22 protein-coding genes and 3 pseudogenes are annotated in these 26106 nt (G+C 61.8%); 11 read left to right on the top strand and 14 right to left on the bottom strand.

The window, feature by feature from the left end:
- Positions 1-20: 20 nt before the first annotated feature.
- The 4 genes from AC630_RS00355 to AC630_RS00340 form a co-directional block, all read right to left on the bottom strand.
- Entirely contained in the window at positions 21-707 is a 687-nt protein-coding gene (locus AC630_RS00355) for a DUF8605 domain-containing protein (protein WP_245330207.1), read from the bottom strand.
- A gap of 531 nt (positions 708-1238) precedes the next feature.
- A complete protein-coding gene (locus AC630_RS00350) occupies positions 1239-4331 on the bottom strand; it encodes an efflux RND transporter permease subunit (protein WP_074116530.1) in 3093 nt (1030 codons plus the stop codon).
- A 10-nt stretch (positions 4332-4341) separates the two neighbouring features.
- Positions 4342-5460 carry an efflux RND transporter periplasmic adaptor subunit gene (locus AC630_RS00345; protein WP_245330206.1) on the bottom strand — a complete coding sequence of 373 codons (1119 nt, stop codon included), beginning with the start codon at positions 5458-5460 and terminating at the stop codon, positions 4342-4344.
- Positions 5461-5879: 419 nt separating this feature from the next.
- Positions 5880-7049 carry a saccharopine dehydrogenase family protein gene (locus AC630_RS00340; protein ID WP_074116528.1) on the bottom strand — a complete coding sequence of 390 codons (1170 nt, stop codon included), beginning with the start codon at positions 7047-7049 and terminating at the stop codon, positions 5880-5882.
- Between the two features lie 511 nt (positions 7050-7560).
- Here AC630_RS00340 and AC630_RS00335 point away from each other — a divergent pair.
- On the top strand, positions 7561-7881 hold the full coding sequence (locus tag AC630_RS00335; protein WP_074116527.1) for a c-type cytochrome: 321 nt from the start codon (positions 7561-7563) through the stop codon (positions 7879-7881).
- A 56-nt stretch (positions 7882-7937) separates the two neighbouring features.
- Positions 7938-8450: a DUF2269 family protein gene (locus AC630_RS00330; RefSeq protein WP_208866940.1), complete on the top strand. Its 513-nt coding sequence runs from the start codon at positions 7938-7940 to the stop codon at positions 8448-8450.
- Between the two features lie 432 nt (positions 8451-8882).
- On the opposite strand, the gene AC630_RS00325 is transcribed toward AC630_RS00330, so the two are convergent.
- On the bottom strand, positions 8883-9437 hold the full coding sequence (locus AC630_RS00325) for a thioredoxin family protein (RefSeq protein ID WP_074116526.1): 555 nt from the start codon (positions 9435-9437) through the stop codon (positions 8883-8885).
- Positions 9438-10140: 703 nt separating this feature from the next.
- On the opposite strand from AC630_RS00325, the gene AC630_RS00320 reads away from it, so the two are divergent.
- From AC630_RS00320 to AC630_RS00310, 4 genes and pseudogenes are all read left to right on the top strand, one after another.
- A complete protein-coding gene (locus AC630_RS00320; RefSeq protein ID WP_167561104.1) occupies positions 10141-10650 on the top strand; it encodes an Hsp20/alpha crystallin family protein in 510 nt (169 codons plus the stop codon).
- A 232-nt stretch (positions 10651-10882) separates the two neighbouring features.
- A pseudogene (locus tag AC630_RS00315) lies at positions 10883-12704 on the top strand (glycoside hydrolase family 15 protein).
- Positions 12705-12933: 229 nt separating this feature from the next.
- Positions 12934-13194: an alcohol dehydrogenase catalytic domain-containing protein gene (locus tag AC630_RS46625; RefSeq protein WP_245330205.1), complete on the top strand. Its 261-nt coding sequence runs from the start codon at positions 12934-12936 to the stop codon at positions 13192-13194.
- Positions 13195-13215: 21 nt separating this feature from the next.
- Positions 13216-14016, top strand: a complete 801-nt coding sequence (locus AC630_RS00310) for a zinc-binding dehydrogenase (protein WP_245330204.1) — start codon at positions 13216-13218, stop codon at positions 14014-14016.
- Between the two features lie 197 nt (positions 14017-14213).
- On the opposite strand, the gene AC630_RS47705 is transcribed toward AC630_RS00310, so the two are convergent.
- From AC630_RS47705 to AC630_RS00285, 6 genes and pseudogenes are all read right to left on the bottom strand, one after another.
- Positions 14214-14441 (bottom strand): HupE/UreJ family protein, encoded by a 228-nt coding sequence (locus AC630_RS47705; protein WP_283808372.1) that lies wholly within the window; start codon positions 14439-14441, stop codon positions 14214-14216.
- 118 nt (positions 14442-14559) lie between these two features.
- Positions 14560-15081 (bottom strand): annotated as a pseudogene (locus tag AC630_RS48170) (HupE/UreJ family protein); the annotation flags it as partial.
- A 221-nt stretch (positions 15082-15302) separates the two neighbouring features.
- On the bottom strand, positions 15303-16112 hold the full coding sequence (locus tag AC630_RS00300; protein ID WP_143197710.1) for a hypothetical protein: 810 nt from the start codon (positions 16110-16112) through the stop codon (positions 15303-15305).
- Positions 16105-16710, bottom strand: coding sequence for a hypothetical protein (locus AC630_RS00295; protein WP_074116523.1), 606 nt, complete (start codon positions 16708-16710; stop codon positions 16105-16107). The genes AC630_RS00300 and AC630_RS00295 overlap by 8 nt, the downstream gene beginning before the upstream one ends.
- A gap of 65 nt (positions 16711-16775) precedes the next feature.
- Positions 16776-18038: an acetamidase/formamidase family protein gene (locus AC630_RS00290; RefSeq protein WP_083636079.1), complete on the bottom strand. Its 1263-nt coding sequence runs from the start codon at positions 18036-18038 to the stop codon at positions 16776-16778.
- 836 nt (positions 18039-18874) lie between these two features.
- Positions 18875-19207, bottom strand: coding sequence for a GYD domain-containing protein (locus AC630_RS00285; RefSeq protein ID WP_074116521.1), 333 nt, complete (start codon positions 19205-19207; stop codon positions 18875-18877).
- 238 nt (positions 19208-19445) lie between these two features.
- Here AC630_RS00285 and AC630_RS00280 point away from each other — a divergent pair.
- A pseudogene (locus tag AC630_RS00280) lies at positions 19446-19766 on the top strand (LysR substrate-binding domain-containing protein); the annotation flags it as partial.
- A gap of 111 nt (positions 19767-19877) precedes the next feature.
- A complete protein-coding gene (locus AC630_RS00275; protein ID WP_074116520.1) occupies positions 19878-20576 on the top strand; it encodes an FkbM family methyltransferase in 699 nt (232 codons plus the stop codon).
- A 46-nt stretch (positions 20577-20622) separates the two neighbouring features.
- On the opposite strand, the gene AC630_RS00270 is transcribed toward AC630_RS00275, so the two are convergent.
- Positions 20623-21243 carry a glutathione S-transferase family protein gene (locus AC630_RS00270; protein WP_074116534.1) on the bottom strand — a complete coding sequence of 207 codons (621 nt, stop codon included), beginning with the start codon at positions 21241-21243 and terminating at the stop codon, positions 20623-20625.
- A 128-nt stretch (positions 21244-21371) separates the two neighbouring features.
- Between AC630_RS00270 and AC630_RS00265 the strand changes: the two genes are divergently transcribed.
- Positions 21372-22652, top strand: coding sequence for a flavin-dependent oxidoreductase (locus AC630_RS00265; protein WP_074116519.1), 1281 nt, complete (start codon positions 21372-21374; stop codon positions 22650-22652).
- 185 nt (positions 22653-22837) lie between these two features.
- Here the strand turns inward: AC630_RS00265 and AC630_RS00260 are convergent, their stop codons facing one another.
- Together AC630_RS00260 and mutY are read right to left on the bottom strand one after the other, a co-directional pair.
- Complete coding sequence (locus AC630_RS00260) at positions 22838-23257, bottom strand: PaaI family thioesterase (protein WP_074116518.1); 420 nt, start codon at positions 23255-23257, stop codon at positions 22838-22840.
- Between the two features lie 128 nt (positions 23258-23385).
- Complete coding sequence (gene mutY / locus AC630_RS00255; protein ID WP_074116533.1) at positions 23386-24483, bottom strand: A/G-specific adenine glycosylase; 1098 nt, start codon at positions 24481-24483, stop codon at positions 23386-23388.
- Between the two features lie 198 nt (positions 24484-24681).
- Here mutY and AC630_RS00250 point away from each other — a divergent pair, with 198 nt between their 5' ends.
- Both AC630_RS00250 and AC630_RS00245 read left to right on the top strand, forming a co-directional pair.
- Entirely contained in the window at positions 24682-25161 is a 480-nt protein-coding gene (locus tag AC630_RS00250; RefSeq protein WP_074116517.1) for a DUF721 domain-containing protein, read from the top strand.
- A 153-nt stretch (positions 25162-25314) separates the two neighbouring features.
- Positions 25315-25986 carry a DsbA family protein gene (locus tag AC630_RS00245; protein WP_074116516.1) on the top strand — a complete coding sequence of 224 codons (672 nt, stop codon included), beginning with the start codon at positions 25315-25317 and terminating at the stop codon, positions 25984-25986.
- Positions 25987-26106 lie beyond the last annotated feature (120 nt).

The following is a 26106-nucleotide window of genomic DNA, read 5'->3' as shown; positions in this document are numbered from 1 at the left end:
GACCAGAATCGGGGAGCGACTCATGTCACGCCAGACGGCAATGCCAGGGAGCGGATACCGACACAATCAACAACTGCGATTGCAACAGCAGATGGATCTGTTCGGGAGCGGCCTGTTGAACGGCGCCATCGGCGCGCCGGCGTGGTCGGAACTGCCGCCGAGTCACGTTGCAGGTCGGACCGTTTTGCGTCTGACGTGGCGATGTATTGCCTTGAGCCCTGCTCCATCTCGACAAAAACGGCAAGGACCGGGCGGCGCGAAAGCCAGGGCTTGAGGCCGAGTGAATTAAGAATGTCGTCGATCTTCTTGTCATCGAAGTCGACAAACAGATCGTACGGCCGATCGCGGGTGCCCTGCTCATCGCGCTTCGGTGTGCCGGACATCTGGTCGTGGTAGCTATAGCCGCTTACGAAATCAGCCGAACGCGATCTGTACACGTCCAATCGAGGATCGCCTGCGAGCTTCAGCGCGCCGGAAACCTTGATGAGAACGTCCTCGAGACAAGCGGCGAAGCCGATGATGCGGTTGGCCTCGCTCTGGCCAATCACGATTGCCTGCGCGCGATAGAAGTTGTCCGCCGCGGCGGTAAGCGTGCCGGCCCAGCAGGCCAGCGCAGCAATCAGCGATATCCAGATGATGGGCGTGGCCACACCTGGACCTATCAGGTACCGCAGGCGCTTTGTCATGTGCCGAGCAAGCACAATCATGTCCCGATTCCCCGGTCCCAACGAAACGAAAGTTCCGGTAGCAAGATCAGGCCCAGACAGTGTACTCATCAGAGTCACGCTCATCAGGCGCGTTTGACGTTACTATAGCGGCGCGAAGTCGAACATCGCGAAAGGTCCGGGCGAGACGCCGCGAATTCCGGAATGGATCATTTGCGTCGACCGGACAGCGTCTAGACCATGTCCGGTCGATCCCTGGCAACCGACGCTAGGTCAAAGGCCGGGGTTTTGTCGCGTACGGGCCAGGAGCGGATTAGGTCAACCGCAGGACTCCCTTTTGAAGAGTAAGTGTGAATCAGCGCCCAACATTGACCCCAGAGATGCGAAGTCAATCAAGTCCTTAAGACGCCGATCGGCGTTCGGACCCCACGCCGGATAACATCGGGCTATGCGATCGCATCGTACATCCTGTTTTGCGTGATCGTCAGCATCGTTTCAACCGCGATGTTGCCGGACTACACCAACCGCGACATTTCCGAGGAGCACGCCTGATCGGCCACAGCAGGAGTGCGCTCAGACTGTCCTCGCCTCATCACCTGACGGCGCAAGCTGTGATGCGTCCTGCACTACCTGGCGGGAATGATCGGTCGCGATCAGGAGATAAATGGCCGGTACCACGAAAAGGGTGAACACCGTGCCGATCGAAAGTCCGCTTGCGATGACAAGTCCCATGTTGAAACGCGAGACCGCTCCGGCGCCGCTAGCAAGGATCAGCGGAACCACGCCAAAGACCATTGCCGCGGTCGTCATCAGGATCGGCCGCAACCTGATTCCGGCTGCCTGCTCGATAGCTTCGCGCTTGGGGACGCCGCCACGCTGCAGCTCGTTTGCGAATTCGACAATCAGAATGCCGTGCTTGCTGATCAGGCCCATCAACGTCACCAGGCCGACATCGGTGTATATGTTCAGCGATGCGCTGCCGATGCCGAGGCTCACGAAGATCAACGCGCCGGCGATCGACATCGGCACCGACACTAATATGATGCATGGATCGCGGAAGCTTTCGAATAGCGCCGCAAGCGACAGGAAAATGATCACCAGCGCAAATCCGAACGTGGCGACAAAGCCGGAGGATTCCTGAATATATTGCCTGGACAAGCCGCTGTAGTCGACGGTGTAGCCTCGCGGTAACGTCTTGGCAGCAAGATTGCTCAGGAAGTCCAGGGCGTCGGACTGCGCTACGCCGGGCGCCGCAACTCCCTGAATGGTGGCGCTGTTAAGCTGCTGGAAATGATTGAGCGTCTCCGGGACCGTTTTGGTCGCGATGTGCGCGATCGTCGACAGCGGCACGGGAATGCCCGAAACGTTGGCCACGTAATAATTGAGCAGCTGATCGGTATTCAGACGAAACCGTCGCTGGACTTGCGGGATTACCTTGTAGGAACGCTGGTCGAGGCTGAAATAGTTCACATACCCACCGCCCAGCATCGACCCCATCGCGTTGCCGACATCGCTCATCTTGAGCCCAAGTTGCGCAGCCTTGTCGCGATCGATCTCGACGACGGCTTGGGGATTGTCGATCTTCAAATCCGTGTCGAGGAAGATGAACATTCCGCTGTCGATTGCAGCTCTCAGGAACTGCTGGGCGGCATCGTCGAGCTTGTCGAACGAATCGGTCGTCTCGATCACGAACTGTATCGGCAGCCCCTGGCTGCCCGGCAGCGGAGCCAGCTGAAAGGCGGCGATCCGTGCCCCGGCAACCAGGTCGAGTTGCTGCTGAACGATCGGCTGCAGCTGGTTGCTCGTCCTTGTGCGCTCGTCCCACGGCGTCAGCACCATGCCCGAGACCACGCGCGCAGGCGAATTGATCTGGAAGACGTGATCGGTCTCCGGATATTTCTTGATGATCTGGAAGACCTGCCGCGCATACAGCACCTTTTGCTGTAAGGTCGCGTCCGGCGCCAACGTGGACGTCGCAATCACCACACCCTGGTCTTCCTGGGGAGCGAGTTCGCTCTTAGCACCAGCATAAAGGAAATAGATGCTGGACAGCACGAGCAGTGCGAAGACGCCTGTTACGGGTATATAATCGAGGCTGCCGTGCAGCCAGCTCAGATAGAGACGACGTAGCGCCTCAAAACGGCGATCAACGAGGGCAGTGAATCGTGCCTGCCAACCGCGCGTTGCGCCATGCGGCTTGAGCAAACGGGAGCTCATCATCGGCGACAGCGTCAGCGCGGCAACGGCCGATATTGTCACCGTGCCGACCAGGGTGAATGCGAATTCCGTGAACAGCGCGCCGGTCAGACCGCCCTGGAACGCGATCGGGACATAGACCGCGACAAGGACAACCGTCATGGCGATGATCGGACGGCCGAGTTCTCGCGCCGCCTCGATCGCCGCAACGACCGGCGCCTTGCCGGCCTCAAGGTGACGGTTGACGTTTTCGACGACGATGATGGCATCATCGACCACGAGCCCGATCGCAAGCACCAGCGCCAGCAGCGTCAAGAGATTGATCGAGAAACCAACTGCCAGCATCATGGTGAAGGCGCCCACCAGCGACAGCGGGATCGCGACCATCGGGATCACGACGGAACGCCCCGACCCCAGGAACAGGAACACGACGAGATTGACGATCAGCAGGGCCTCGACGAGCGTCCGCACGACGTCATAGATCGCCGCGCGCACGAATTTGGTGGAATCGTAAACGATCTGTCCGTGCAGTCCGTTGGGCAGCTGTTCTTGTATGCCCGGGAAGATCCGGTGCACGCCCGCGATCACGTCGAGCAGGTTGGCAGTCGGCGCCAGCTGGATGCCGATATAGACCGCCGGCTTGCCGTCGAATGCGACCTGCGTTTCGTAGTCGTCGGCGCCGAGCGAGACGTTTGCGACATCCTTCAACCGCACGATCGCGCCACCCGCCTGCTTGACAATCAAGTTGGCAAATTCGCTCTCCGAATGCAGGCCGGTCGATGCTGTGAGATTGACCTCCACCATCTGTCCCTTGGTGGTGCCGAGCCCGGAGATAAAATTGTTCTGCGTCAACGCAGCCGCTACATCCGCGGCGCTGAGGCCATAAGCAGCCAGCTTTTTCGGGTTGAGCCACGCCCGCAGTGCAAAGTTCTGTCCGCCTAGAATTTCCGCGGTCTGAACGCCCGGTACGGCCTGCAGCTTCGGCTGAACGGCGCGGGTGAGATAATCGGTGATTTGATTCCGTCCCAGCACGTCGCTGTCGAAGCCGAGATACATGGCGTCGATCGTCTGACCGATCTGCACCTTCAGCACCGGTTGCTGCGACCCTGAGGGAAGCTGGTTGAGCACCGAACTGACCTTGGTGTTGATTTCCGTCAGTGCCTTGTCGGCATCGTAGTTGAGGCGGAGGTAGATGGTGATCGTGCTGACGCCGCTTGCGCTATTCGAGCTCATATAGTCGATGCCGTTCGCCTGGGCGATCGCGTTCTCGAGTGGCGTTGCGATGAAGCCGGCGATCACATCGGGGGCAGCGCCGTAATAGGTGGTGGTAACGGTGATGACCGCATTCTGCGTGCGCGGATATTGCAGCACAGGCAGCGAGGTCATGGCGCGCAGGCCGAGCGCGAGGATCATCAGATTGACCACAGTGGCAAGAACGGGCCGGCGAATGAAGAGGTCGGTGAAGTTCATGGCAGGCCTCTCATTGTTCGGAGACCTGAGGGTTCGCGCTGAAAGGCGTGGTGACTTCATTATTGATCTGGACCGGTGATCCGTTATGCAGCTTGTTCTGCCCGGCCGTGACCACGACATCGCCAGGCTTGATTCCATCCAGCACCGCGACCTGGTCGCCGCGGGTCTGACCGGTTTTCACGAAGAGCTGGTGCGCAATCTTTTGCTCCTGCCCGCTCTCGTCCCTGCCGGCATCTTCGACCAGATAGGCAATATCTCCATACGCGTTGTAGTAGATCGCCGTCTTCGGCAGCGTCACATAATCCTTCGGCGCCCCCACATCGATATCAACGGTCGCAAACATGCCCGGCAGCAGCTTCTCGTCGGGATTCTTGAATGTCGCCCGGACCTGGACATTCCGGGTGGCCACGTTGACGAGGGGGTTGATCGCCATGATCTTGCCGGTGAATGTCAGATCAGGATAGGTGTCGACCTTCGCAATGACGGGTTGGCCGACCTCGAGCTTTGCCAGATCCTGCTGCGGCAGGTAGAAATCCACGAGAATCGGATCAAGCTGCTGCAGCGTCACGATCGGCGCGCCCGGCGCGATATACTGGCCGAGGTCGACCTGCCGGATGCCTAATCGGCCGGAGAAAGGTGCTCGGATCGACTTGTAGCCGACAAGCGCCTGTTGTTGCGCAACCTGCGCCTGGTCGTTCTTGAGCGTTGCCAGGTCCGTATCAGCAGTCTGCTGGCTCACGGACTGGCTCTTGAGCAATCTGACGTCGCGATCGTAGTTAAGCTGCGCCAGCGCCGTCATCGCCTCCAGAGCGTGCAAATGCGCGACGTCATCGGCGTCTTCCAGCTCGACGAGCAATGTTCCCTGCCCGACTTCTTCGCCGGACTGGAAGTGGATGGCTTTGACAGTACCGGCGACCTGCGGACTGAGGTCAGCCCCCTTTTCCGCCCGGGTGCTGCCCACGGCCTCCAGGCGGTCCTGCCACCGCTGCGTGCTGGCCGTGATCGTGGAAACCGTCTGCGGCGGGTTGCGCAGTCCGGCGATTGACCTCTGCACCATCCTGGCCCGAAAAGCTTCAAACCCGAACACCGCCCCCAAAACCAGTCCGACAGCGACCAGCATAACGGCCATGTGTCGAAGCATCCGGGAGTTCTGGCTTTTGGAAGGAACGGCGTTTTTCATTGCCGTTGACCATCAGTTGTGGCGCCCGCGGCGCGTTTCGTCCCGTTTGGATGGCCCACCGATTTCCGAGATGCAGTTCCAGGACTGATCTTGAAACGACTATTGAATGCGGACGGTTCCCGACACCTGGTCACGGCGGGAACTGCCTAATAAATCGTCGCGATCCGGGGCCAGAGTTCGTAGCCCGGAGCCATTGATGACCGTAGGCTGGTTGGGCACAGGAACGCCCCGCAGTGCAAACCGCCGGAGATCCGACTCGGGCTAGAAGCGGCCATTGAACCGGATTTGAGGCTCGCGGTCGCCAAGCCGCGCTTTCGTTGGTTACGATCCAGGTAATCCAGAACGCCGCTGCGGTTCTGAGCGTTACCTCAACGCGCGCTGAAGGTAAGGCCGGCGCGCTCCTCCAGACGCTTGCGCAACGCCGGCCCCATCAGCGCGCCCGGCGTCCAGATGCCGCCCTCGCCCTGCACGTCGCGCACGAGGCAGAGAGCGCTCTCGGCGATCATCTTGCTGGTCGAGCCGTAGCCCGGATCGCGGTCGCCCGTGACTACCGCCTCGACCCGTCCGCCATCCGGCAGCTCGCCCAGGAAGAGGATGTCGTAGAAGCCCCCCTCGCGCTCTTCCCGAGTCGGGCCTGCACCGGGTTTGAGACCGCCGGTCCCGAACCAGGAAACCATCGTGGCGAACGTCTCCGTTGTCACGCGAGCGATGTCCCCAAATCCCGGCGCGACCATCATCTCGTCGTAGACGAAGTCCGTGCCATAGGGATGACCCAACAGGAAATTCGTGCGGTGCACGTTCTTGGTGTTGATCGGCGCCATTGGGAACGGCACCAGCCACACGTTCAAGCGCGGGTCGTATTCAGGGATGAGGCCCGACGGCTGAGACGGCCCGGTGAATCCAGGCGTCAACGCGAAGGGATCGTTCAACAGCCGGATCAGGGCCGGGTCGCGCGCGGCGGCGGCTAATGTCGCCTGAGCACTTGCCGCGGTGCCGCCAGACATGCCGCCTTTCACCTTGCGCAAGCGGGCCTTGACCCGCCGCGCCGGGCGTCCGAACTTCTCGCGCGCCTTCTCCTGCAACGTGAGCACGCCGAGATCGAACGGGATGGAATCGAAGCCGCAGGAGAAGACGATGCGCGCGCCGGTTCGTTTCGCCTCTTCGTGATGGGCGTCGATCATGCGCCGCATCCAAACCGGCTCGCCGCACAGATCAACATAGGCTGTTCCCGTGGCCACGCAGGCCGCCACGAGCTCGGGGCCGTGGAGCTGATAAGGCCCGACCGACGTGATGATCACGGCCGCACGCTCGCACATCGACCACAGGCTGGCCGGATCGGCGGCGTCCGCCTTGACCAAAGGCAACTCGTCTGGTGCGCCGATGTCGGCACGCACCTTCTGGAGCTTGCCGGTCGAGCGTCCCGCGATCGCCCAGGACGGAGCATCGTCGCCGCGATAGGACGTCGCCAGATATTCGGCGATGAGACGGCCGGTGTAACCCGTCGCGCCATAGACGATGAGGTCGAAGTCCCGCTTCACGACGCTGGTCCTCCTCGAGACAAGAGCTATCTTCAGATCCGTGTGCAATCGCACTGTACGCTTCGCGGCCACTGTCGCCAGGGGGCCACGCAACATTCGCTACCGGTCTTCCCACCGGCTGGATCGCACTAGCTTGCCTGGCGCACTCATTCGATCACCTCGTCGGCGCGGGCGAGCCGCGCCTAACAATTGGAGATGCCAGGCCATTTTGTGCTGTCGTGGAGCCCGGCGAGGACCAGGACGCTCAGCACAAACAGCAGGTGCCATTAAAGGGTCCGCCGCTTCATTGAACCGTCCCATCGCGTTTAACGGAGGATACCACAGTTCCGCCTTGGGCGCGCAACGTCCGGCTGGGGTCAAGAGCCGGTTCGCCGTGAGCAACTCTTGTCCGCTTTCCACTCGCGTGCAACGTGAACTATTGGGCATGGGCAGACGTTCAATCATTGACTATCATCAATTCTGTGCAGGGGGCTGTTGCTCGAGCGGAGACTCGCAAAGAGGGCCAGCCGTCATGCAAAGAGTGATCGTTTCGGCCGTGTTTGGTGCCCTTGCTATCACAGCAGTCCAGGCGCAGAACATCGGCGACCTTCGGCAACGGCGTCGGCTTGCACTTGATGTTTGCGCCTCCTGTCACGCGGTGCGCGCGGGCCAAACCCGATCTCCACTCGCCACAGCACCGAGCTTCGAAGAGATCGCTAACACGCCGGGGATGACCGCAGCAGCCCTTGCCTTCTGGCTCACCGCCGCCTCGCATCCCACTATGCCGAATCTCATTCTCTCGTCACAGCAGCTGCGCGACGTGTCGGCGTATATTCTAAGCCTACGGGACTAGAGCGCCTGCAGGAGGAGCCTGGCCCTCACCAAGCGCGGTGGCGGGCTCATCGGCGTGTGGATGGCCGACTTGCGCTCGCGGCAGCTGCACGAGCTAAAGCCCTTTTCGCCGTTCGCAATATCGCAGTTTTCTACGACGGAGTTGTCGTGCCGGGGGCTCTATTGCTGCTGGGTTCTGGCACTTGGATGATCGTGAAGTTCTATGGAGGTTGGAATTTCTTACAGTTTCCTTGGCTCGCGGGGATGGCTGGGCTGTTCGCCTTCGAGTTCATAGAGGGCAACACGGTTACGCGGCTCTATTTCATGCGGCTGCGCGGTCTGACGCGGTTTGCGCTTAATGCCGGCGGGGTCACGCCTAAACTCCAGAAGGCTCGGGCCGAGCGTGTACCAACATTCACGCACTTTCTCGATCTACCGATGCTATTTCTCATCGTAGCTCTTGGGGCAATACAGCCGACGACTTGGTTGCTGTTTTTTGCTGGTTCGATTGCGGCGGTTGCGCTTGCGACAATACTGACGCTCATCATTCCCCGGCTCTATCCTTGGGGTTCACAGGCATTACCTGCCTAGGCCCAAGTCCGTGCAGGGTCATGAGCAACGGTCGAGCCCATGAGGGCGTCTTTCCGATTTACCCCTGACGGCCGACGTGCTAACGGCCGACGGTGCCGGCGGTCATCGCGCTGCTCAGCTCCGGGCCATTTTCAGACTTACACGCTGCAATAAGCAGAACCGGTATCCTTGAACGTCATCCCTCAGGCATCCCTGCCATCCTCATGCTCTTAATGACGCATTCGCGCCTGGCAAGGAAGGCCGGATTGTCGCTCCATGTAATGGTGGTACGCAAGCGGCGGACAGGGAAGCTTGGATCGAGTGCAAATCCCGTCTGCACCACCACCCGTGCCTAGTTTAGCTCACCGAGCCGCGCAAGCGCCGCGGCGAGATGGAATGCGCAGCTGAATAATTTCGGTTTGCTCGAGGCCCCGGTGGAACCCGCGACCGGCTTTATTCGTCCTTCCATTTGATCGAACAGCCAATAGACGCCTTTTGGTCAGCCGGCGCCACACCGGTGGTCGCGATCGCACGCATGGCCTCGACAAGCTCTCGGGGCGCCCCCGCGCGAGGCGGAGTTGTGCGGCCTTCGTCGAGCCGGCCGCGATACTTGAGCTTGCGGTCGGCATTGTAACCGAAGGAGTCCGGCGTACAGACCGCTCCATACACCCGAGCGACTGTCTGGGCCTCGTCGTGGAGATATGGGAACGGGAAATCATGGGCCTTCGCGAAACGCTTCATATTCTCAAATGAGTCTTCGGGATAGCTCGCCGCATCGTTCGAACAAATCGCCGCAAAGCCTACGCTCTCCGACATCAGCACGCGGGCGTCCGAAACCATGCGGTCGATCACCGCTTTAACATAGGGACAATGGTTGCAGATGAAGACGACGACCGTGCCTTTTTCGCCCGCAACGTCGTCCAGTGCGTAAGTCTTGCCGTCGGTGGCCAGAAGCCGGAACTCCGCCGCCGGCGTATCGAGAACGACTTGGGTAGCTGTTGTCGCCATATCGCACGTCCTTGTGCCCAAATATATGCTGAGACGGCCTGCCGGGCACAGTTCCCAAGCCTGCTCGCCAGTCGCGTCGTTTTGGCCATACGTCAGCCCTTTCCGGTCTACCCCCTGACAGCCGACGTGGAAAGAAGTGTTGAGGTTGGTCGGTCAGGGCCAATAGCTGCCGTTTCTGCCACGCCAGCCTTTGACCCGACTGAGAGATTCGCCGCGCCAAAGGGAGGCAATGCGGCCGCGAGCACGGAGGACTAAAGGAAAGCTGGAACCGGCGATTGAGTCAGAAGTCGTTAGGTCTGGAATACTAACGCTTGTCCACGACGTTGGGACGCCGCCGCCGAGACCCATGCCTGTTACCGCACTAGAAACATGATCAAGAGCGATGGCACGAGCTGGGAGCATGAGGACTTGATAGACGAGATTGCTCGCCAACTTACAGATGCGGCCGACGGCGCGTGTCCTCGATGCGTACACCTCACCGATTCCCATGGATGAATCGTTGCGCGTGAGATGCTCTGTGCACGATTCCTGGGGCACGACCCCGTTTTTCCTTCCCAAACCGTCACCCTGCTTTCCGGATTTTCTCAGCTGTATGGGCCCGCTTTGTCAGGAAGCACGGACGGTTTGAGCTGGATCAAGGTCTCTCATGGTCAACCGGAAGACGATACATCTCGATATTTTCTCTAGCCGATGGAGAGAACAGATGAGTCTTCCGAGATTGTGGAGCCAAGAACTGGACCCGTTCCGAATGATGCGGCGCGAAATGGAAAACGTGTTTCGTGCTTTCGATCAGAAACCGTCTCCCGGCATTGGCGCCGGCGCCCCGGCAATCAGTGTAGCGGAAACAAATGATGCCTTCGAAGTGACCGCCGAACTTCCTGGCGTGGACGAGAAAGATATCAACGTTAGCGTGGTCGAAAACCAGTTGGTTATCTCGGGCGAGAAAAAGGTGGAGAGCACGAAAGAAGAGAAGGACTGGCACATCGAGGAGCGGAGCTATGGCTCATTCTATCGATCGATGTTTTTGCCTTTCGAGCCGGAAGAGGGAGCCGTCGAAGCTCATTTCGACAAGGGCGTACTCCATCTCTTGATCAAGAAGCCTACCAAGGCCCTGAAGAGCGCCAAGACAATTCCCGTCAAGACGGGCGCTCCCCCAAGCCTGAACCCTGCATCGAACAAGCCCGCCGTACCGGACAAGGCTGCTCAGTCCTGAACGGTCGTCGCAAGAGACCGGGGACCGAACTATAAGTTAGTTCTGGTCTCCGGAGTTTACGCCAAACTTGTGCAGACACTCACTCAGCGATTCGCTAAGTTGTGCGTCGGCAGCGCGCACACGATCGCCAAAGCGCAGCCGCTCCCCAGAGGGACAGCGGCGGGCGTCTTTGTCGGCAAATAGGCTGAGTCCTACCGAAGCGTCCGTCCGACTTAGCACACGAGGTCATGTCGTGGCGCTTAAGATCGAAGACTATGCGATGATCGGCGACTGCAAGACCGCAGCCATGGTCGGCCGTGACGGTTCGATTGATTGGCTGTGCTGGCCGAGATTCGACTCGGCTGCGTGCTTTGCCGCGTTACTGGGCGAATGGGACAATGGGCGGTGGTTGATTGCGCCGATCGAGGAGCCGATTGGAGCATCGCGACGCTACCGCTCGGGCACCCTGGTCCTCGAAACGGAATTCCGAACAAAGAGCGGCCGCGCGACGCTCGTCGATTTCATGATACCGGGAGATTTCACTGATCTTGTGCGTATCCTAATTGGTCGGCAGGGCAGAGTGGAGTTTCGCACCGAATTTGTCGTGCGCTTCAATTATGGAGCGCCGGTGCCATGGATCAACAGGCTCGATGACGGCAGCCTCTGCGCGATCGCCAGTCCGGAGCGTCTGGTGCTGCGTACCGCGGCCGCGCTTCATGGCGAGGATCTGAAGACAGTTGGTGAGTTCACGATCGAGGCCGGCCAGTCAATTCCATTCGTCCTCTCCTACGGGCAATCATTTCAAAGTCCCCCACCGGCGATTGATGCCTTCGATGCGCTGGAGCAAACGGAAGCGTTCTGGCGGGTATGGAGCGATCGATGTCCCGAGGTCGGCCCCTGGACGGAAGCGGTCAAACGGTCGCTCATCACATTGAAGGGTTTGACCTACGCTCCGACGGGCGGGATTGTCGCCGCTCCCACCACGTCGCTGCCTGAGTTTGCCGGTGGAGGCAGGAACTGGGATTACCGTTATTGCTGGCTCCGCGACGCCACCTTCACGCTGCTCGCCCTGATGCACCTTGGATACTACGACGAAGCGCGAGCATGGCAGGATTGGCTCCTTCGCGCCGTCGCCGGCAGTCCGGAGCCGGTGCAGATCTTCTACGGAGTAGCGGGCGAGCGCTGGCTGCCGGAGCTCACGGTTCCGTGGCTTGCCGGCTACGAAAAATCCGCGCCGGTGCGCATAGGGAACGCAGCCTCTCAGCAGCTTCAGCTCGACGTTCTCGGCGAGGTCGCCGACGCCCTGTTCCAGGCCTGGAAGGGAGGAATAGGTCTGACCGACCGGGGTCGCGTCCTGCGGCCCTTCGTGTTGGAAGATCTCGCAAGGGCTTGGCTTAGAGCCGGATGAAGGCATTTGGGAGGTCCGCGGCGGGCGACAGCACTTCGTTCATTCGAAGGTCATGGCCTGGGTTGCGTTCGACCGTGCTGCAAACGGGGACGCCGCCGAAGGATCAATCGAGGCAGCCCGACATTGGCGAACGGTTGCCGACGAAATCCATGCCGAAGTCTGCGAGCGCGGCTTCGACCGCGACCTCGACAGCTTCGTGCAGGCCTACGGCTCGAAACAACTGGACGCCAGCTTGCTGCTATTCCCGCTCGTCGGATTTCTGCCCGCCACCGATCCACGGGTGAGGGGCACTCTTCGAGCGATCGAGAAGAAACTGTTGATTGGGGACGAATTTGTGCTGCGGTACGAACCCGAAAATTCCGGAGACGGCTTGCCTGCCGGAGAGGGAGCCTTTCTGGTGTGCAGCTTCTGGCTCGTCGACAACTACATTTTGCAAGGGCGCCATGCGGAGGCCCGGAAGCTGTTCGATCGTTTGCTGTCACGCTGCAATGATGTGGGTCTACTCGCCGAGGAGTTCGACCCGCTTGCCGGCCGCATGCTGGGGAATTTCCCCCAAGCTTACAGCCATGTTGGTTTGATCAATTGCGCTTTGAACCTCACCCGTGAGACGTGTCCTGCCGAGGTGCGCGCCGAGCCACAGCGTTCGCCGATACGCGCGACCACCTAAGCCGAGGCGGCACAGGATTGGGACAGACGGTTCAAACCGCAAGCAAGTCGGCGCGGCGGAAGCCGTCAATCCATCAACGCGGAATTCGGCCGTTGCATCAGGAAAGCCGTGTTGACACATTGATCATGCTCAAGGACATGATCTCTCTTCCGCGCGATGCATATCGTCCATGCCGGTAAACGGCAGCTGCAGACCGTGCGCTGGATCATGAGTTGCAAGGAATCAGCCCATGGCAGAGCCGCGCAACCAGGTTGTTCAAGTCAGGCGTTTCGGCGGTCCCGAGGGGCTCGAGGTGGTCGAGGTTCCGCTGCCGACAGCCGGCCGAGGCGAGGTGCGGGTCCGCGTGCTCGCCTCGGGCCTTGAGTACACCGACGTGACGATCCGGCGCCACCTCTACCCGCAAACTTCCGCCCGCCGACCGCCGTTTGTGCTCGGTTATGATGTCGTCGGGGAAATCGATCAGCTCGGCGATGGCGTGAGCGGCTTTTAGCTCGGCGACCGGGTGGCCGATATGACGGTGCTCGGGTCGAACGCTGCCTATCGCACGCTCCGGGCCAGGGACCTGACCCACGTGACGGCGGGCCTCGACGCGGCGGAGGTAGCCGCGCTGATCCTGAGCTGGACGACCGCATACCAGCTCCTTCACCGCACGGCACGCGTACAGCGAGGACAGCGCGTGCTGGTGCAGGGAGCCGCGGGCGCCGTCGGTCAGGCGCTTGTTGTGCTCGGCAGGATGGCCGGCCTCGAAGTGTGGGGCACCGCGCGCGGCGAGCACGCGCCGCTGATCCGGGAGCTCGGCGCCACGCCCATCGACTACCAACGCGAAGACTTCACGGCCGTCCTGCCGGGCGGGTTCGACGCTGTCTTCGACGGCGTCGGCGAGGACGACTATCGCCGATCGTTCACGGCGCTCAAGGGCCGCGGCCTACTGTGCGCCTATGGCTACACCGCGCGCGTGCAGCCGCGGCGGCGGCTGCTCGCCACTTTGGTGTGGTTGGCGCGCGTGTATCTATGGAGGGAGCTGCGGGGCTGGTTGCCTCGTGGCAAGCGCCTCCGCGTCTACTCGATCAATCTGATGCGGGCGCGACATCCTGCCTGGTTCCAGGAAGACCTGGAACGGCTCTTCGGCCTGTTGGCAACGCGCGCCATCCGGCCGCGCGTTGCCGAGCGGATCTCCTTCGATGAGGTCGCCGAGGCGCATCGCCGTCTCGAGGCGGGCGGTCTCGATGGCAAGCTCGTTCTGTGCCCCGAGCTTCCGCCGCGGCGTGATCGGGCACCGCTTCAGCGCGGGCCGGCTCCCATTTCCGGTTAGGCACGCCCGCGAAATGAGAACTATTCCTTCGCCGTGGCGCAGCCACGCCAGCGCCAGCGCGTGGTCCAGTGGATCGAGATCGATTGGTCGACCTATAAGCCGGTCCCTAGGGCATCGAGATCGGTCGCCGCTGGTCCGAGACAAAGTGGTCGACCAAGATCGGATCGCACATGGCGCTAAAGCAACGGGCCGATGCTTCAAGGGAGCACGGTGCGTACCATGAGCCAGTAAAGCCCGACCGGCAAGATCGCCGCTGAACAGAAGTAGACCACCGCCGGATTCCGTCCATCGCGTGCCGCGGCCCGGTGACCGATCCGATCCGTCCACAACAGAAGCGGAAAGATGAGGGCCACGATCACGACCTGCCCAATCTCCACGCCGACGTTGAAAGCCGCGAGCGCGGGCACGGCTGCGTTCGGCGGCAGGCCAATCTCCTGCAGCGCGCTGGCAAAGCCGAAGCCGTGAATGAGCCCGAAAAAAAAACGTCACCCGCCAGCGACCGTCCACATTGCGCGAGAAAAAGTTCTCGGCCGCTACAAATATGATCGTTGCGGCGATCGCCGGTTCGACGATGGCACTCGGGATTACGACAACCTGCAGCGCAGCAAGAGACAGCGTGATCGAGTGAGCAATCGTGAAGGCGGTGACGATCTTGATCGCCGGCCACAACCGCTGCGCCCAAAGCATGATCGCGGCAAGGAATGCGATGTGATCGTAGCCGAGAAAGATGTGCTCGATGCCGGCCTGGACGAACCGCCCGATCACCTCGAGTACCGACGACCCTGCACCGGACAGAGCGATCTCGGGCGCTCCGCTGTCGAGGGCAAGCTCGCGCTCGCCGCTCTCGGTTTCGATGATAGCCAGATGTCGGGCGGTAGGATCCACGTCGTGAAACAGGGTCGCGCGATAGCGCAACTCGCCGCCATCCAATGGACAGGTCCATGCCACCGTCACCCGAACGTGGGTGTCGGCCGGCCGTGCCGTTCCTGGTCCAGGCGCGCATCGCTGCCCGCCGGCAAGGACTGCAACGTGGTCGTCGATGTAGGTGAGCACTGACGGCGCCATGATCGCCAGCGCCACACGGTTGACCTCGCCCGAACCTCCTTCGGTAATTCGAACCCCGGCCGCCTTTTCGTAGTCGCGTGCAAGGGCATTGATTTCAACGTCGACCGTGCGGCCGCGGATCATGATGCGCGAGGTGCTGATCCCGGCGTTGTGCGCCTGCGCCTCCCAAGTGGCGACGGCAGCGACGGCGACGCTGGCCAGGGCGAGCCAGGCGCGTGACATCATTCGGCACCGCCCAGGCGCTTAATGATCACGCCGGCCGTTGCGGCACGAATGCTCTGGGGGTAGGCTTTTGAGAAAGCCCCGAGCGCCGTCAGCGCCTTGCTGGTGTAAGCGCGCCTTTCCTCAGGCGGCGCAAGCTGTGAGGCCCGCGCAAGATCGATGGCGTGAATGAACGCTGCCTCCTCTGCGTCGTCCCCGCTCGCGATGGCCAAAGCCAACGCCTTGGCCTCGGCGATCTGGTGGTCAAGATCGTCCACCCCAATGCCGACAAGCTGAAAAGGATCGAGTACGAAGCTCTCATAGAAGCCGGCTTTCAGGAGCTCGAACCTGGCGCGCAGCGAATAAGGTGCTTCGGGTGCGAGGCGAATGGCTTCCTCGAGCAGGGTTCTCGGCAGGCGGTAGCGCCCGATCGCATCGTCCAGGCGGGGCGCCAGATCGCGCTGGACGAGAGCCTTCAGCAAGAGCTCGGCATTGACCGTAAGCCGCCCGCTGTGCGCCGCGAGATCGCGGTTGAGGATGTTGGTCGCCTCGACCAGAACCATACCGAGTGCAAATCGCGCCGCGCCCTCAGGTTCTGGCCCGGGGGCCGTTTTGGCGAGTGCGACGTCCTCGTCGGCAGCCGAGACGAGTATGTTTGCCCGCTCGATGTCGATGATATCATGAGCGACCAGCGTGCGGGCGCCGAGAGTCAAAAAGAGGAGAACGAAGAGAACGAGCCCGGGGCCCCGAAAGGCTGCGCATCGCGGGCAGCCGGCAATCGACGATTGCCCTGTGCACGATGCGTTTGCCGTGGCCGAGCCATCAGTCATCGGGCACCTCTTCGCCGGCGAAAAAGGCGCGCGATCCCCGGTGCGCCGGGACGACGCCGTCGGGAGCACCGGCGGGCGTGGGAAATGCGTCTTTGTGTTCAGCCAGCGTCCTCGCGATCAGATAGGCGTGGCGTGCCATGAAACTCGGGCGGCACACGAGGAAGTGGCTCCCAAATGATACTATCATCCGCAATGGAGCGTCGTGGATGTCGTCAAAGGGCGGCTTGCCCAGAAAGAGGGCCTCCGCACTTCCCGCCGTCATGATTGCGACGTCCTGTTGATCCGTGGCAATGAGCACGCCGACGCGCCGAGCATCCGCAGCGCGGACCAGCATGGCGCGCGAGTTCGGGAGAAATCGCATCAGCACGTCGACCGTCGCTGCCGCAAGAGCGCTGCCGCTTTCATCATCGCGTTGGCCGACGATCAGCAGGTGGTAGCGCCGGTAGACCGGCCACATACGGTCCGGATTCAAGTCGGCAAACCGCGGCCCGATGAACCCTTGCTGCCGACCAGGCCCCGCGATCGCAAACGTTCTGTCCCCCGCAAGAACGAGCGCCGCCGCACTCGCAACTGACGTGAGGATCGTGCGCCGCTTCATACGAGCCAAGCTCCAAGGCAGCGGTGCGATATCGAGCCTGCACCAACGATCGGTTCAGGCAACCGTTATTGTGGCTTGAACACGTCGCGGTTCAAGATCGCTGTGACACCCAGGTTCGGGATATCGACGAGTTGCGCGATGTGGAGATCGACGGCCACGCTCACCACTACGTAAGCCTGCTCGCGGCTAAGCCCCTTTGTCTTGACCAGAAAGTCGATCATGTTGAGCGTGGCGTTTCGCGCTGCCAAACTGACATCCTCCGAGAGGTTTGCCAGCGGAGCGATCTTCTGGCCACCAAGGTAGGTGTCGAACACCGGCAGTTCGCCCTCGGGCTTGAGCGGAAGTCCCGAGACAGCGTAGAAACTCCCCGGGGCGAGGCTCTTTAGCTGCGAGCCGCCTTCGAAGTGCATGGTCGTGAGCAGCGAAGCCATGCCGGGGATCACGTTAGCTTGTAGCGTTACCTTTGCGCCCATCTCAATGGCGGTGCCCGCCACCTCGCCGTCGCCCTGGGCGAAATGAACGTCACCCGCGAAAAGTCCACAGCCGTCGATGAAGCAAGGAAAAAGCAGCGTGGTGCCGACTACTGTCTGCTTGGTGTCGAGATTGCCGCCGTTCTCCCGTGGCGGAACGGTGCGAACACATTTGTCCTTCGCCGTACCATTGGCGCCGCAAAGATCCGCGGGCACGGCATCAACCGGCTGAGGGGTCAACGCCGCGCCGCCCGCATCCGCTAGCGCCTTCTCCCGTTTGAGCCACTTCTCAAGCTCAGGTTCGCCCGGCAGGACGCCGACCGTGCCCATGAACGCATTCATAGGAACGGAGATTCCTGGCAGATCCTTCGAACGCGCTTCAACGCGCGTCAGGTTCCAGCGCACGATGAAAGGATCGCGGAAGACATCACGCAAGAAGCCAAATCCCGGCACGATCGTCGTGTAACCGAAATCGTCGGGTGCGATGTCCACCACGGTAACGGCGAGTGCGTCGCCCCGTTTCGCCCCTTCAATGTAGACGGGCCCGGTCAGCGGATGCACGAGGTTGAGGTTGGCGGCCGCCACATCCTGCGCCGTCGAATCGAAGGTGAGGTCAGAATCGAGCGCATCGCGCGTCTCAAGCACAAAAGGCTGCCCAGGATTTACACGGGCGACAGGCTTGATTGCGAAATGATACCGGTTGAAGCAGTGCGGATCGTCCTTGCAGTGCTTGCCAGACTTTCCCACGATCACCGGGGCGGGGCCCTTGACGTCACTGGTATCCGCCCACACCCCATCCCAACTCGCAACCAGGAGCAGGGTGACGACCGGCATTATCCAAACGGGTCTGGATTTCATTGGATGTCCTCCCTGTACGACCCGCTGCACGCGCGTCTCCTTCCGGTAGGACTACCTACGCGTTCTCGCAGAGAACGCTGCTCGCGATCCTAGTAGGGGCACTAGGCAAGTCAAGTATGGCGAAAGGGTCAGCCGAATTGTCGGAGTTTGCGCCAACGAAATTCGAGTCCATGTTCGACGTTACCGCAGCAAAAGCTTGAGCATCGAAATTCTGACAAGTTGCAAGCAGCTGGCAATATTCATGCACGCAGGGCCAGCCCAAATATCCGAATTTGGCAGACCGGCTTCCTCTCCGAGAATGGCTCTGTTCGTCCGCCGGAGGATTCACATCATCATATTCCAGAGTGAGTCCGCTTCACTTCCAAGACAAAATGCATGCACAAGCATCCCACTTAGTCCGCTTCGGGGCCCTAAGGCGAAGAAGCTCGAAAGGCCCCGCGAGGTCCGCTGTCACGACTAGACCGGACTTGTCTCGCGTGATCCTCGACCGTCGCTCTTGACCCTGAACGAACCTTCGAGGAGAGCGGTTAGACGCTGCTGCCACTCCGTTGGGCTATTCCAGCGCTCCAACTCAATGTCGCCGTACTCGGAGTGTCAGCGAGCACGCCGGTGCCGGTAAGAAGGGATATCCTGAACCGAGCCATTTGCACGCATAACGATGCCGGCTCTAGGCATAGTGGGATCAAGTCATTGGCTCATCGAGTGAGGCGCGCTTCGCCTCATCTTTGCGCGCGTGTCGGAAAACCGATACGCGCCGCGAGCCGCCAACACTCTTGACCTTAACTACGGATGGCCGGAGTGCTGAGCACTCCGGTCCTTCTCCTTGAGACTCGCAATCACCGCCCGGGCGGAACATACGCTTCGGCACACCGGGACGCCTTTTGAGCAATGCCTTTGAATTCGTCAAGCGTCCAGGCACGCACTGTTTCTAGTTTGGCTACCGCCCCACTTGCAGCTGCAGCCATCCCAACCGCGACCGCATCGGATCCATCAGCCTGCTCAGTAACGATCACCACGTCATGCGGGCCCGTCGTCATATAGGCCGCTATAAGCTTGCCGCCCGCCTTCTCGACCACTGCCCTGATCGGCTCGGTGCGATCTATCGGCTTGTCGATGATCCCCTTTATGCCGGCGTTGGAATATGAGGCATAGGTGATGAATAAAGGCATTTTCTCCTCCGTTCGAAGGTTGTCTGAAGATGCACTTTAGATTTGGATGGAGCCGAAATCGGGCTCTAGATTGATGCCCGCCGACGGCATGCACGTTGCCATTGAAATATCAAAAGGGGACTTCGGCACGTCCGACAGGCAACTCTGTAAATCAGTATATCGCTTTTGCACCCTCAGCAACAATATCAGGCAGAGGATTGCGAGGGATCTCGAGCCGCTTCGGCTCGAGGCCAGATTCATCCGCGGCCAGCCTGAGGATCTGATCGACACCTGGCTGCGCAGCAAGGGCATCGAGCGGCACATTTCGCTGGTCGTATCGGGCTATCTCGAAGCGCTGCACGTCGCCGCGCGCACCGACCTCGTCGCCTTCGTGCCGCGGCGGCTGATCGCCGCGCTGTCGAAACAGTTTGCCCTCGTCACGGTGACGCCGCCGCTCGATCCCGGCATCGACGAGCAGTTCATGTTCTATCCGACCCGCGCGCAGATGGATCCCGGCTCGATCTGGCTGCGGCGGCTGATGCTGGAGACGGGACGGGAACTTGACCGACACAACCGATGAGCCTCGGAGGGGCAATCGAGATCCCATTCGGAGCGCAAAGCACTCGACTGAAAAGGATTCTACGTGCCTATATGAGCCGGCCGGCCACGGAAATCGAAGGAGATCGCAAGCATGCTGGACCCGCACCAACCACTTGGATGGTTGATCCGACTTCCATTCAAGCTGATTTCGCCCTCTTCCGTCATGCCGGTGCTCACCGGACCGAACCGAGGACTGAGGTGGGTCGTCGGAGCCGGCAATCAGAGTTGCTGGCTCGGCACATATGAAAGCGATCATGCCAAGGCGATCGCCGCCCGCGTGAAACCAGGCATGACGGTCTTCGATGTCGGCGCACACGCCGGATACTACACCCTGATGCTATCCAGGCGTGTCGGACCAAAGGGGCGTGTTTTTGCGTTCGAAGCAAACCTCGCCAACACGGCAAAGCTCCGCAAACATCTGGAACTCAACGACATCAAGAATGTCGAAGTCATCGAGGCGGCCGTAACCGACCGAGCCGGGGAGACGTTTTTCCGTACGAACGATGATGCCGGCAAATATGGCTACATGGGGAAGATTTCTGAGTCCGGAACGCCCGTCAGGACAGTTCGGCTCGATGACTTTCCCACCCCGGACCTGATCAAGATGGATATCGAGGGCGCAGAGACACTTGCCCTTACGGGCGCCGCGCGGCTCTTGTCCGATCACAAGAGCATGATCTTCCTTGCCTTGCACGACGGCGCCTTTGAACAGGCGCCGGCCATTTTGAAACAGCATGGCTATCGGATAGAGCCGGTCGGAGAGCGTGAGTTATGGGGCACTCCGTCCTAGCTGGAAAGCTTCGCAGGACGGGGGCGGCCCTACGCTCCCTGACGCCTTACGCCTTCTGCGCGTCCATCACCTTGCGCACCGCGGGGCGGTCGGACATGCGCTTGAAATGGTCGGCGATCTTCGGCGTGGCATTGATGTCGACGCTGTCGCCTTCGAGCCAGGTCGACAGGGTGTAGAGATAGGGATCGCAGATCGTGAACTGCTCGCCCATGACCCAAGGTCCCATGAACATTCTCTGCTCGATCAGCGCGAAGCAGGCGCCCATGGTCTTCGGAACCATCTGCTTCATGTCGGCGAACGAGCTCTCCTCGGTCGCCCAGCGCGCGCCGCGCATCTTGTGGGCGTGATTGATGTGCACGGTCGAGCAGAGATAGGAGTTGAACGACTGCGCCTGGGCAAAATCAAAGGGATCGTCGAGCGGCGCGAGCTTCGCCTTGGGGAAAGTCTGCGCGATATAGGCCAGCATCGCCGGCGTCTCGGTTAGCACGCCGCGATCGGTCACCAGCGCCGGGACGCGGCCCTTCGGGTTGATCGCCAGATACTCCGGGCTGTTCTGCTGGTTGGTCTTGAAGCTCAGCCGCTCGGCCGTGTAGTCGGCCCCCGCCTCTTCCAGCGTGATGTAGGTGGCGAGCGCGCAGGTACCGGTGGCGTAGTAGAGCTTGAGCATGTCGAACCTCATGGGAAAGCTGGAAATTAACGACTGTCGTCTCCGAGATCCATAGCACGACATCCTCTTCGCAGTTGCCCACCGCCGCCCGCCTGTGCCAAGACGCCTGCAATTGGAGGAGTTTTGTCATGACCGTACTCATCGCCGGCGGCGGCATCGGCGGGCTGACGCTTGCGCTCAGCCTGCACCAGATCGGCGTTCCCGTAAGAGTGTTCGAAAGCGTCGCGGAATTGAAGCCGCTCGGCGTCGGCATCAACGTGCTACCGCATGCGGTGCGCGAGCTGATCGAACTCGGCTTGATGGACAAGCTGGACGCCAGCGGCGTCCGGACCCGCGAGCTCGCCTATTTCTCCAAGCACGGCAAGCCGATCTGGAGCGAGCCACGCGGGCTCGAGGCCGGCTACAAATGGCCGCAGTTCTCGATCCATCGCGGCACGCTGCAGCAGCTCCTGCTCGACACCGCGATCGAGCGGCTTGGGCGCGACAACATCCTCACCAGCCATCATCTCACCGGCTGGAGCGAGACGGCCAACGGCGTGCGCGCCGACTTCATCGACAGGGCGACCGGCAAAGCCGCAGGGACTTACGAAGGCGCGATCCTGATCGCCGCCGACGGCATCCATTCCGCCGTACGAGAAAAGCTCTATCCGAAGGAAGGACCGCCGATCTGGAATGGGCGCATCCTCTGGCGCGGCGTCACACCGGCAAAAGCCTTCCTCACCGGCCGCACCATGATCATGGCCGGGCACGAGATCCTGAAATTCGTCTGCTATCCGATCTCCAGGGAACCGGATGCCTCAGGCAATCACCTCATCAACTGGGTCGCCGAGCGCCATATGCCGCCGACCTATCAGTGGCGGCGCGAGGATTATAACCGCACTGCGCGGCTGGAGGAGTTTTTACCCTTGTTCGAGAGCTGGCAGTTCGACTGGCTCGACGTGCCCGGCCTGATCCGGAACTGCCCGCACGCCTACGAATATCCGCTGGTCGACCGCGATCCGGCGTCGCAGTGGACGTTCGGCCGCGTCACGCTGATGGGCGATGCCGCGCATCCGATGTACCCGATCGGATCGAACGGCGCCTCGCAGGCGATCCTCGATGCCCGGGTCCTCACCCGCGAGATCCTGGCGCATGGTCCGACGACCGCGGCGCTGCTGGCCTATGAGGCCGAGCGGCGACCCGCGACCACCGACCTCGTCCTGCTCAACCGCAAGAACGGCCCCGAGCAGGTGATGCAGCTCGTCGAGGAGCGCGCGCCCGACGGCTACAAGGTCGTCACCGACGTGCTGTCGCAAAAGGAGCTGGAAGACATCGCCGCCAACTACAAGCGCGTCGCCGGCTTCCAGGTCGAGGCGTTGAATGCCAAGCCGCCGATCGTGAGCGCGAACGCGCGGCGGGTGGGGGCTTAGGAGCTAGTTGTTGTGGACGTTCTCTTCACCTCGCCTCGCTTGCGGGGAGAGGTCGGATTGCATCGAAGATGCGATCCGGGTGAGGGGGTACAGGTCTATCGACAATCTCACTCGCGGAGAGAGGCCCCTCACCCCACCCTCTCCCCGTAAGAACGGGGCGAGGGAGCGAGAGACGGGTGCCCGCCTTACCGCACCACCCTCGCCGCTTCCAGCAACCGCTCGCTTGCGCTTGCCGTCGCCAGCACCGTGCCGTCTTCTGCCATCAGCTTTGCCTCGACGAAGGCGATGGTCTTGCCGAGCTGCGTCACCTTTGCTTCGCCGATGATCGGGCCGGGCTTCGCGGGCGCCAAAAAATTCACGGTCATGCTGATGGTGGTGGTGTAGAGCCGGCCCTCGCTCATCACCAGCACCGCCGGTCCCATCGTGTCGTCGAGCATGGCCGAGAGCATGCCACCCTGGATGAAGCCGGCCGGATTGCAGAACTCCGGCTTGCCCTCGAAGGCAAGCTTGATCCAGCCTTCGTCCGGACGGGCATCGAGCAGCCGCCATCCCAATAGCTCGGCGCAGGGCGGCTTTGAAAAGTTGTCGAGCGCGGTCTTGACCATACGAACCTCCGTTGCTGCTCGCCAATAGCGTAGGGCTGCTGCCAGCAGGGTGTCAGCAGGCTATGCGCCGCAGCGCGGCACCCGGGGACGTCGATCGAGAGCGCGAGACCGCGCGTCGCCCGAGATTTTCAGTCCAGCGCGTGCGCGATCACCTTGCGCATGACGTTGGGCAGCGCTTCATCGGCAAGGGTCGCGACCGGCACCCAGCGCATGCCCTCGGGCGCGCGGGTGCGGGCTTCGGCCTTGACCGTGTAAACCACCAGCTCCAGCGGAAAATGCGTGAAGACGTGGGTGACCACGCCCAGCTTGCGCTGCCAGCGCGATAGCCCCTTCAGGTCCGGCGCCTGCTTCCTCGCCGTCGCGTCGTCTTGTCCTGCGAGCCAATCCGAGCCGGGCACCTCGGTCATGCCGCCGAGCAGGCCCTTTTCGGGACGGGTGCGGACGAGAAGCTCATCGCCGCGCGTGACGACGAAGGCGGCGCCGCGGCGCAACGTCCCGCTCTTCTTGGGCGCCTTGCGCGGAAAGGTTTCCTGCGTTCCCTGCGCGCGCGCCGTGCAATCCTCGTTCAGCGGACACAGCGAGCAGGCCGGCTTCTTCGGCGTGCAGATCGAGGCGCCCAGATCCATCAGCGCCTGAGCACTATCACCAGCGCGAGTGTCCGCGAGCAGCGTGGCGGCCAGTTGCTGAATCAGGGACTTGGCCTGCGGCAATTCCTCCTCGACGGCGAACAGGCGCGACACCACCCGCTCGATATTGCCGTCGACCGGCATGGTGCGGCGATCGAAGGCGATCGCCGCGATCGCGGCCGCCGTATACGGCCCGATGCCCGGCAGCGCGCGCAGGCCTTCCTCGGTGTCGGGAAAGACGCCGCCATGGTCGCGCGTCACAGCGACCGCGCAGGCATAGAGGTTGCGCGCACGCGAGTAATAGCCGAGCCCGGCCCACATCCGCAGCACGTCATCGAGCGAAGCCCGTCCGAGCGCCGTCACATCCGGCCAGCGCGCGACGAACTTTTCGAAATAGGGTCCGACCGCCTTCACGGTGGTCTGCTGGAGCATGATCTCGGACAGCCAGACGCGGTAAGGGTCCGATGCCTCTCCGGGTGCCGCGCGCCAGGGTAGCCGGCGGCGGTGGCGGTCGTACCATTGGAGGAGCGCCAACGGGCGCGCCGAGATTTCCGCCTGAAGTGGTTCCGACTTGGGCTTGAGGGCAGATTTGGGGCTCATGCCGACACTGTAACGGCAACACACCGGCCCCTCCACGTCATGCCCGCGCTTGTCGCGGGCATCCACGCTTTTCTTCGAAGGAAGAACGTGGATGGCCGGGACACAGGCGAGCGGAAGCGACGCCGTCCTTAGTACGGCTATGCCCGGCCATGACGGCCAAGAGCTGTGGCCAGCGCGCGGGGGGTGCTATAAGGCCCCATGTCCAAACCCGGTCCCATCAGCGCCAAGCCGCTGTCGCTCCTGCTCAACGACGTCTTCGCCGAGGCCTATGCCAAGCAGGGCTTTGCCGCGCGCGAGCTGGTGACGCGGTGGGCGCAGATTGCCGGGCCGGAGATCGCGGCCCATGCCGAGCCGCTCAAGATGCAGTGGCCGCGCCCGGTGGAGGGCCAGCCGCAGGAGCCGGCGACCCTGGTGCTCCGGGTCGAGGGGCCGATGGCGCTGGAGATCCAGCACTCCGCCGACGTGATCCTGGAGCGGGTCAACCGCTTCTTCGGCTGGAGCGCAGTCGGCAAGCTGGCGTTTCGCCAGGCCCCCCTGTCGCGCGCCCGCCGACCGGCCCGGCCCGCCCCGCCGGACGCCAAGTCGGTGGCCAAGGTGGCAGAGAGCCTGGGCGACATCGAAGATGAACAATTGAAGACAGCGCTGGCGCGGCTCGGGGCCGCCATCAAGCGAAATTGAGCCTCATTCCGGCGCTAATGTGGACCTGTCCTTGCCGCTCGCCATTGCCTCAAACGAAGTTTCAAGCTAGCGACAGGCCGCCCGGGCGGGAACTCGATAAGACAACTCGATAAGACCCTTGGGGCGAGACCACAATCAATTCGGGAGCCGACCGTGATTATCACCCGCCGCGCCTTCACCACGATGCTGTCGCTGACCGGGCTTGCCGCGCTCGCCGGACTGTCGCCGGTGCGGTTGATCTCCGAGGCCATGATCCCTGAAGCGATGGCGCAGACCGCTGCCGATGTTGGCAAACCCGTCTCGCTGCCGGACATGGCGCTCGGCCCGAAGGACGCCCCCGTCACCATCACCGAGTTCGCCTCGATGACCTGCCCGCATTGCGCAACCTTCAACGAGCAGGTGTTCCCCAAGATCAAGTCCGAATACATCGACACCGGCAAGATCCGTTACATCTTCCGCGAGTTCCCGCTCGACATCAAAGCCGCCGCCGGCTCGATGCTGTCGCGCTGCATCGCCAATGGCGATGCGTCGAAATACTTCGCGGTCAACGACATGCTGTTCCGCCAGCAGAACGACTGGGTGTTGAAGAACACCACCGAGACCTTGACGCGGATCGGCAAACAGGCCGGCCTCACCCAGCAGCAGGTCGAAGCCTGCCTGAAGGACCAGGCGCTGCTCGACAAGATCGCCGCCGACCAGAAATATGCGAGCGACGTGTTGAAGGTTGATTCGACGCCGACGTTCTTCATCAACGGCGAGAAGATCAAGGGCGAGGCCTCGTTCGAGGAATTCGCCAAGAAGATCAACCCGCTGCTGAAGAGCTGATTCTCAGCGCAACAACGCCTGATTCGCATCTCAAAAGCCGTATCTTTCCCGGCATAAATCCCTTGGGAAAAGCGGTTTTCGCCGGTTGCCCTCGCGGCGCACCGCGGCCATTGTCCGCCG

Source organism: Bradyrhizobium sp. AS23.2 (assembly GCF_001908185.1).
GTDB lineage: Bacteria > Pseudomonadota > Alphaproteobacteria > Rhizobiales > Xanthobacteraceae > Bradyrhizobium.
Note: the sequence above shows the minus strand (reverse complement) of the source record. Positions and strands in the feature narration are given on the sequence as shown.

Bases quoted from the DNA above. Each gene is read 5' to 3' on its own strand.
- AC630_RS00355 (WP_245330207.1), bottom strand. From the start codon at position 707: ATGATTGTGCTTGCTCGGCACATGACAAAGCGCCTGCGGTACCTGATA.
- AC630_RS00350 (WP_074116530.1), bottom strand. From the start codon at position 4,331: ATGAACTTCACCGACCTCTTCATTCGCCGGCCCGTTCTTGCCACTGTG.
- AC630_RS00345 (WP_245330206.1), bottom strand. From the start codon at position 5,460: ATGGCCGTTATGCTGGTCGCTGTCGGACTGGTTTTGGGGGCGGTGTTC.
- AC630_RS00335 (WP_074116527.1), top strand. From the start codon at position 7,561: ATGCAAAGAGTGATCGTTTCGGCCGTGTTTGGTGCCCTTGCTATCACA.
- AC630_RS00325 (WP_074116526.1), bottom strand. From the start codon at position 9,437: ATGGCGACAACAGCTACCCAAGTCGTTCTCGATACGCCGGCGGCGGAG.
- AC630_RS00320 (WP_167561104.1), top strand. From the start codon at position 10,141: ATGAGTCTTCCGAGATTGTGGAGCCAAGAACTGGACCCGTTCCGAATG.
- AC630_RS46625 (WP_245330205.1), top strand. From the start codon at position 12,934: ATGGCAGAGCCGCGCAACCAGGTTGTTCAAGTCAGGCGTTTCGGCGGT.
- AC630_RS00310 (WP_245330204.1), top strand. From the start codon at position 13,216: ATGACGGTGCTCGGGTCGAACGCTGCCTATCGCACGCTCCGGGCCAGG.
- AC630_RS00300 (WP_143197710.1), bottom strand. From the start codon at position 16,112: ATGACTGATGGCTCGGCCACGGCAAACGCATCGTGCACAGGGCAATCG.
- AC630_RS00295 (WP_074116523.1), bottom strand. From the start codon at position 16,710: ATGAAGCGGCGCACGATCCTCACGTCAGTTGCGAGTGCGGCGGCGCTC.
- AC630_RS00290 (WP_083636079.1), bottom strand. From the start codon at position 18,038: ATGAAATCCAGACCCGTTTGGATAATGCCGGTCGTCACCCTGCTCCTG.
- AC630_RS00285 (WP_074116521.1), bottom strand. From the start codon at position 19,207: ATGCCTTTATTCATCACCTATGCCTCATATTCCAACGCCGGCATAAAG.
- AC630_RS00275 (WP_074116520.1), top strand. From the start codon at position 19,878: ATGCTGGACCCGCACCAACCACTTGGATGGTTGATCCGACTTCCATTC.
- AC630_RS00270 (WP_074116534.1), bottom strand. From the start codon at position 21,243: ATGCTCAAGCTCTACTACGCCACCGGTACCTGCGCGCTCGCCACCTAC.
- AC630_RS00265 (WP_074116519.1), top strand. From the start codon at position 21,372: ATGACCGTACTCATCGCCGGCGGCGGCATCGGCGGGCTGACGCTTGCG.
- AC630_RS00260 (WP_074116518.1), bottom strand. From the start codon at position 23,257: ATGGTCAAGACCGCGCTCGACAACTTTTCAAAGCCGCCCTGCGCCGAG.
- mutY (WP_074116533.1), bottom strand. From the start codon at position 24,483: ATGAGCCCCAAATCTGCCCTCAAGCCCAAGTCGGAACCACTTCAGGCG.
- AC630_RS00250 (WP_074116517.1), top strand. From the start codon at position 24,682: ATGTCCAAACCCGGTCCCATCAGCGCCAAGCCGCTGTCGCTCCTGCTC.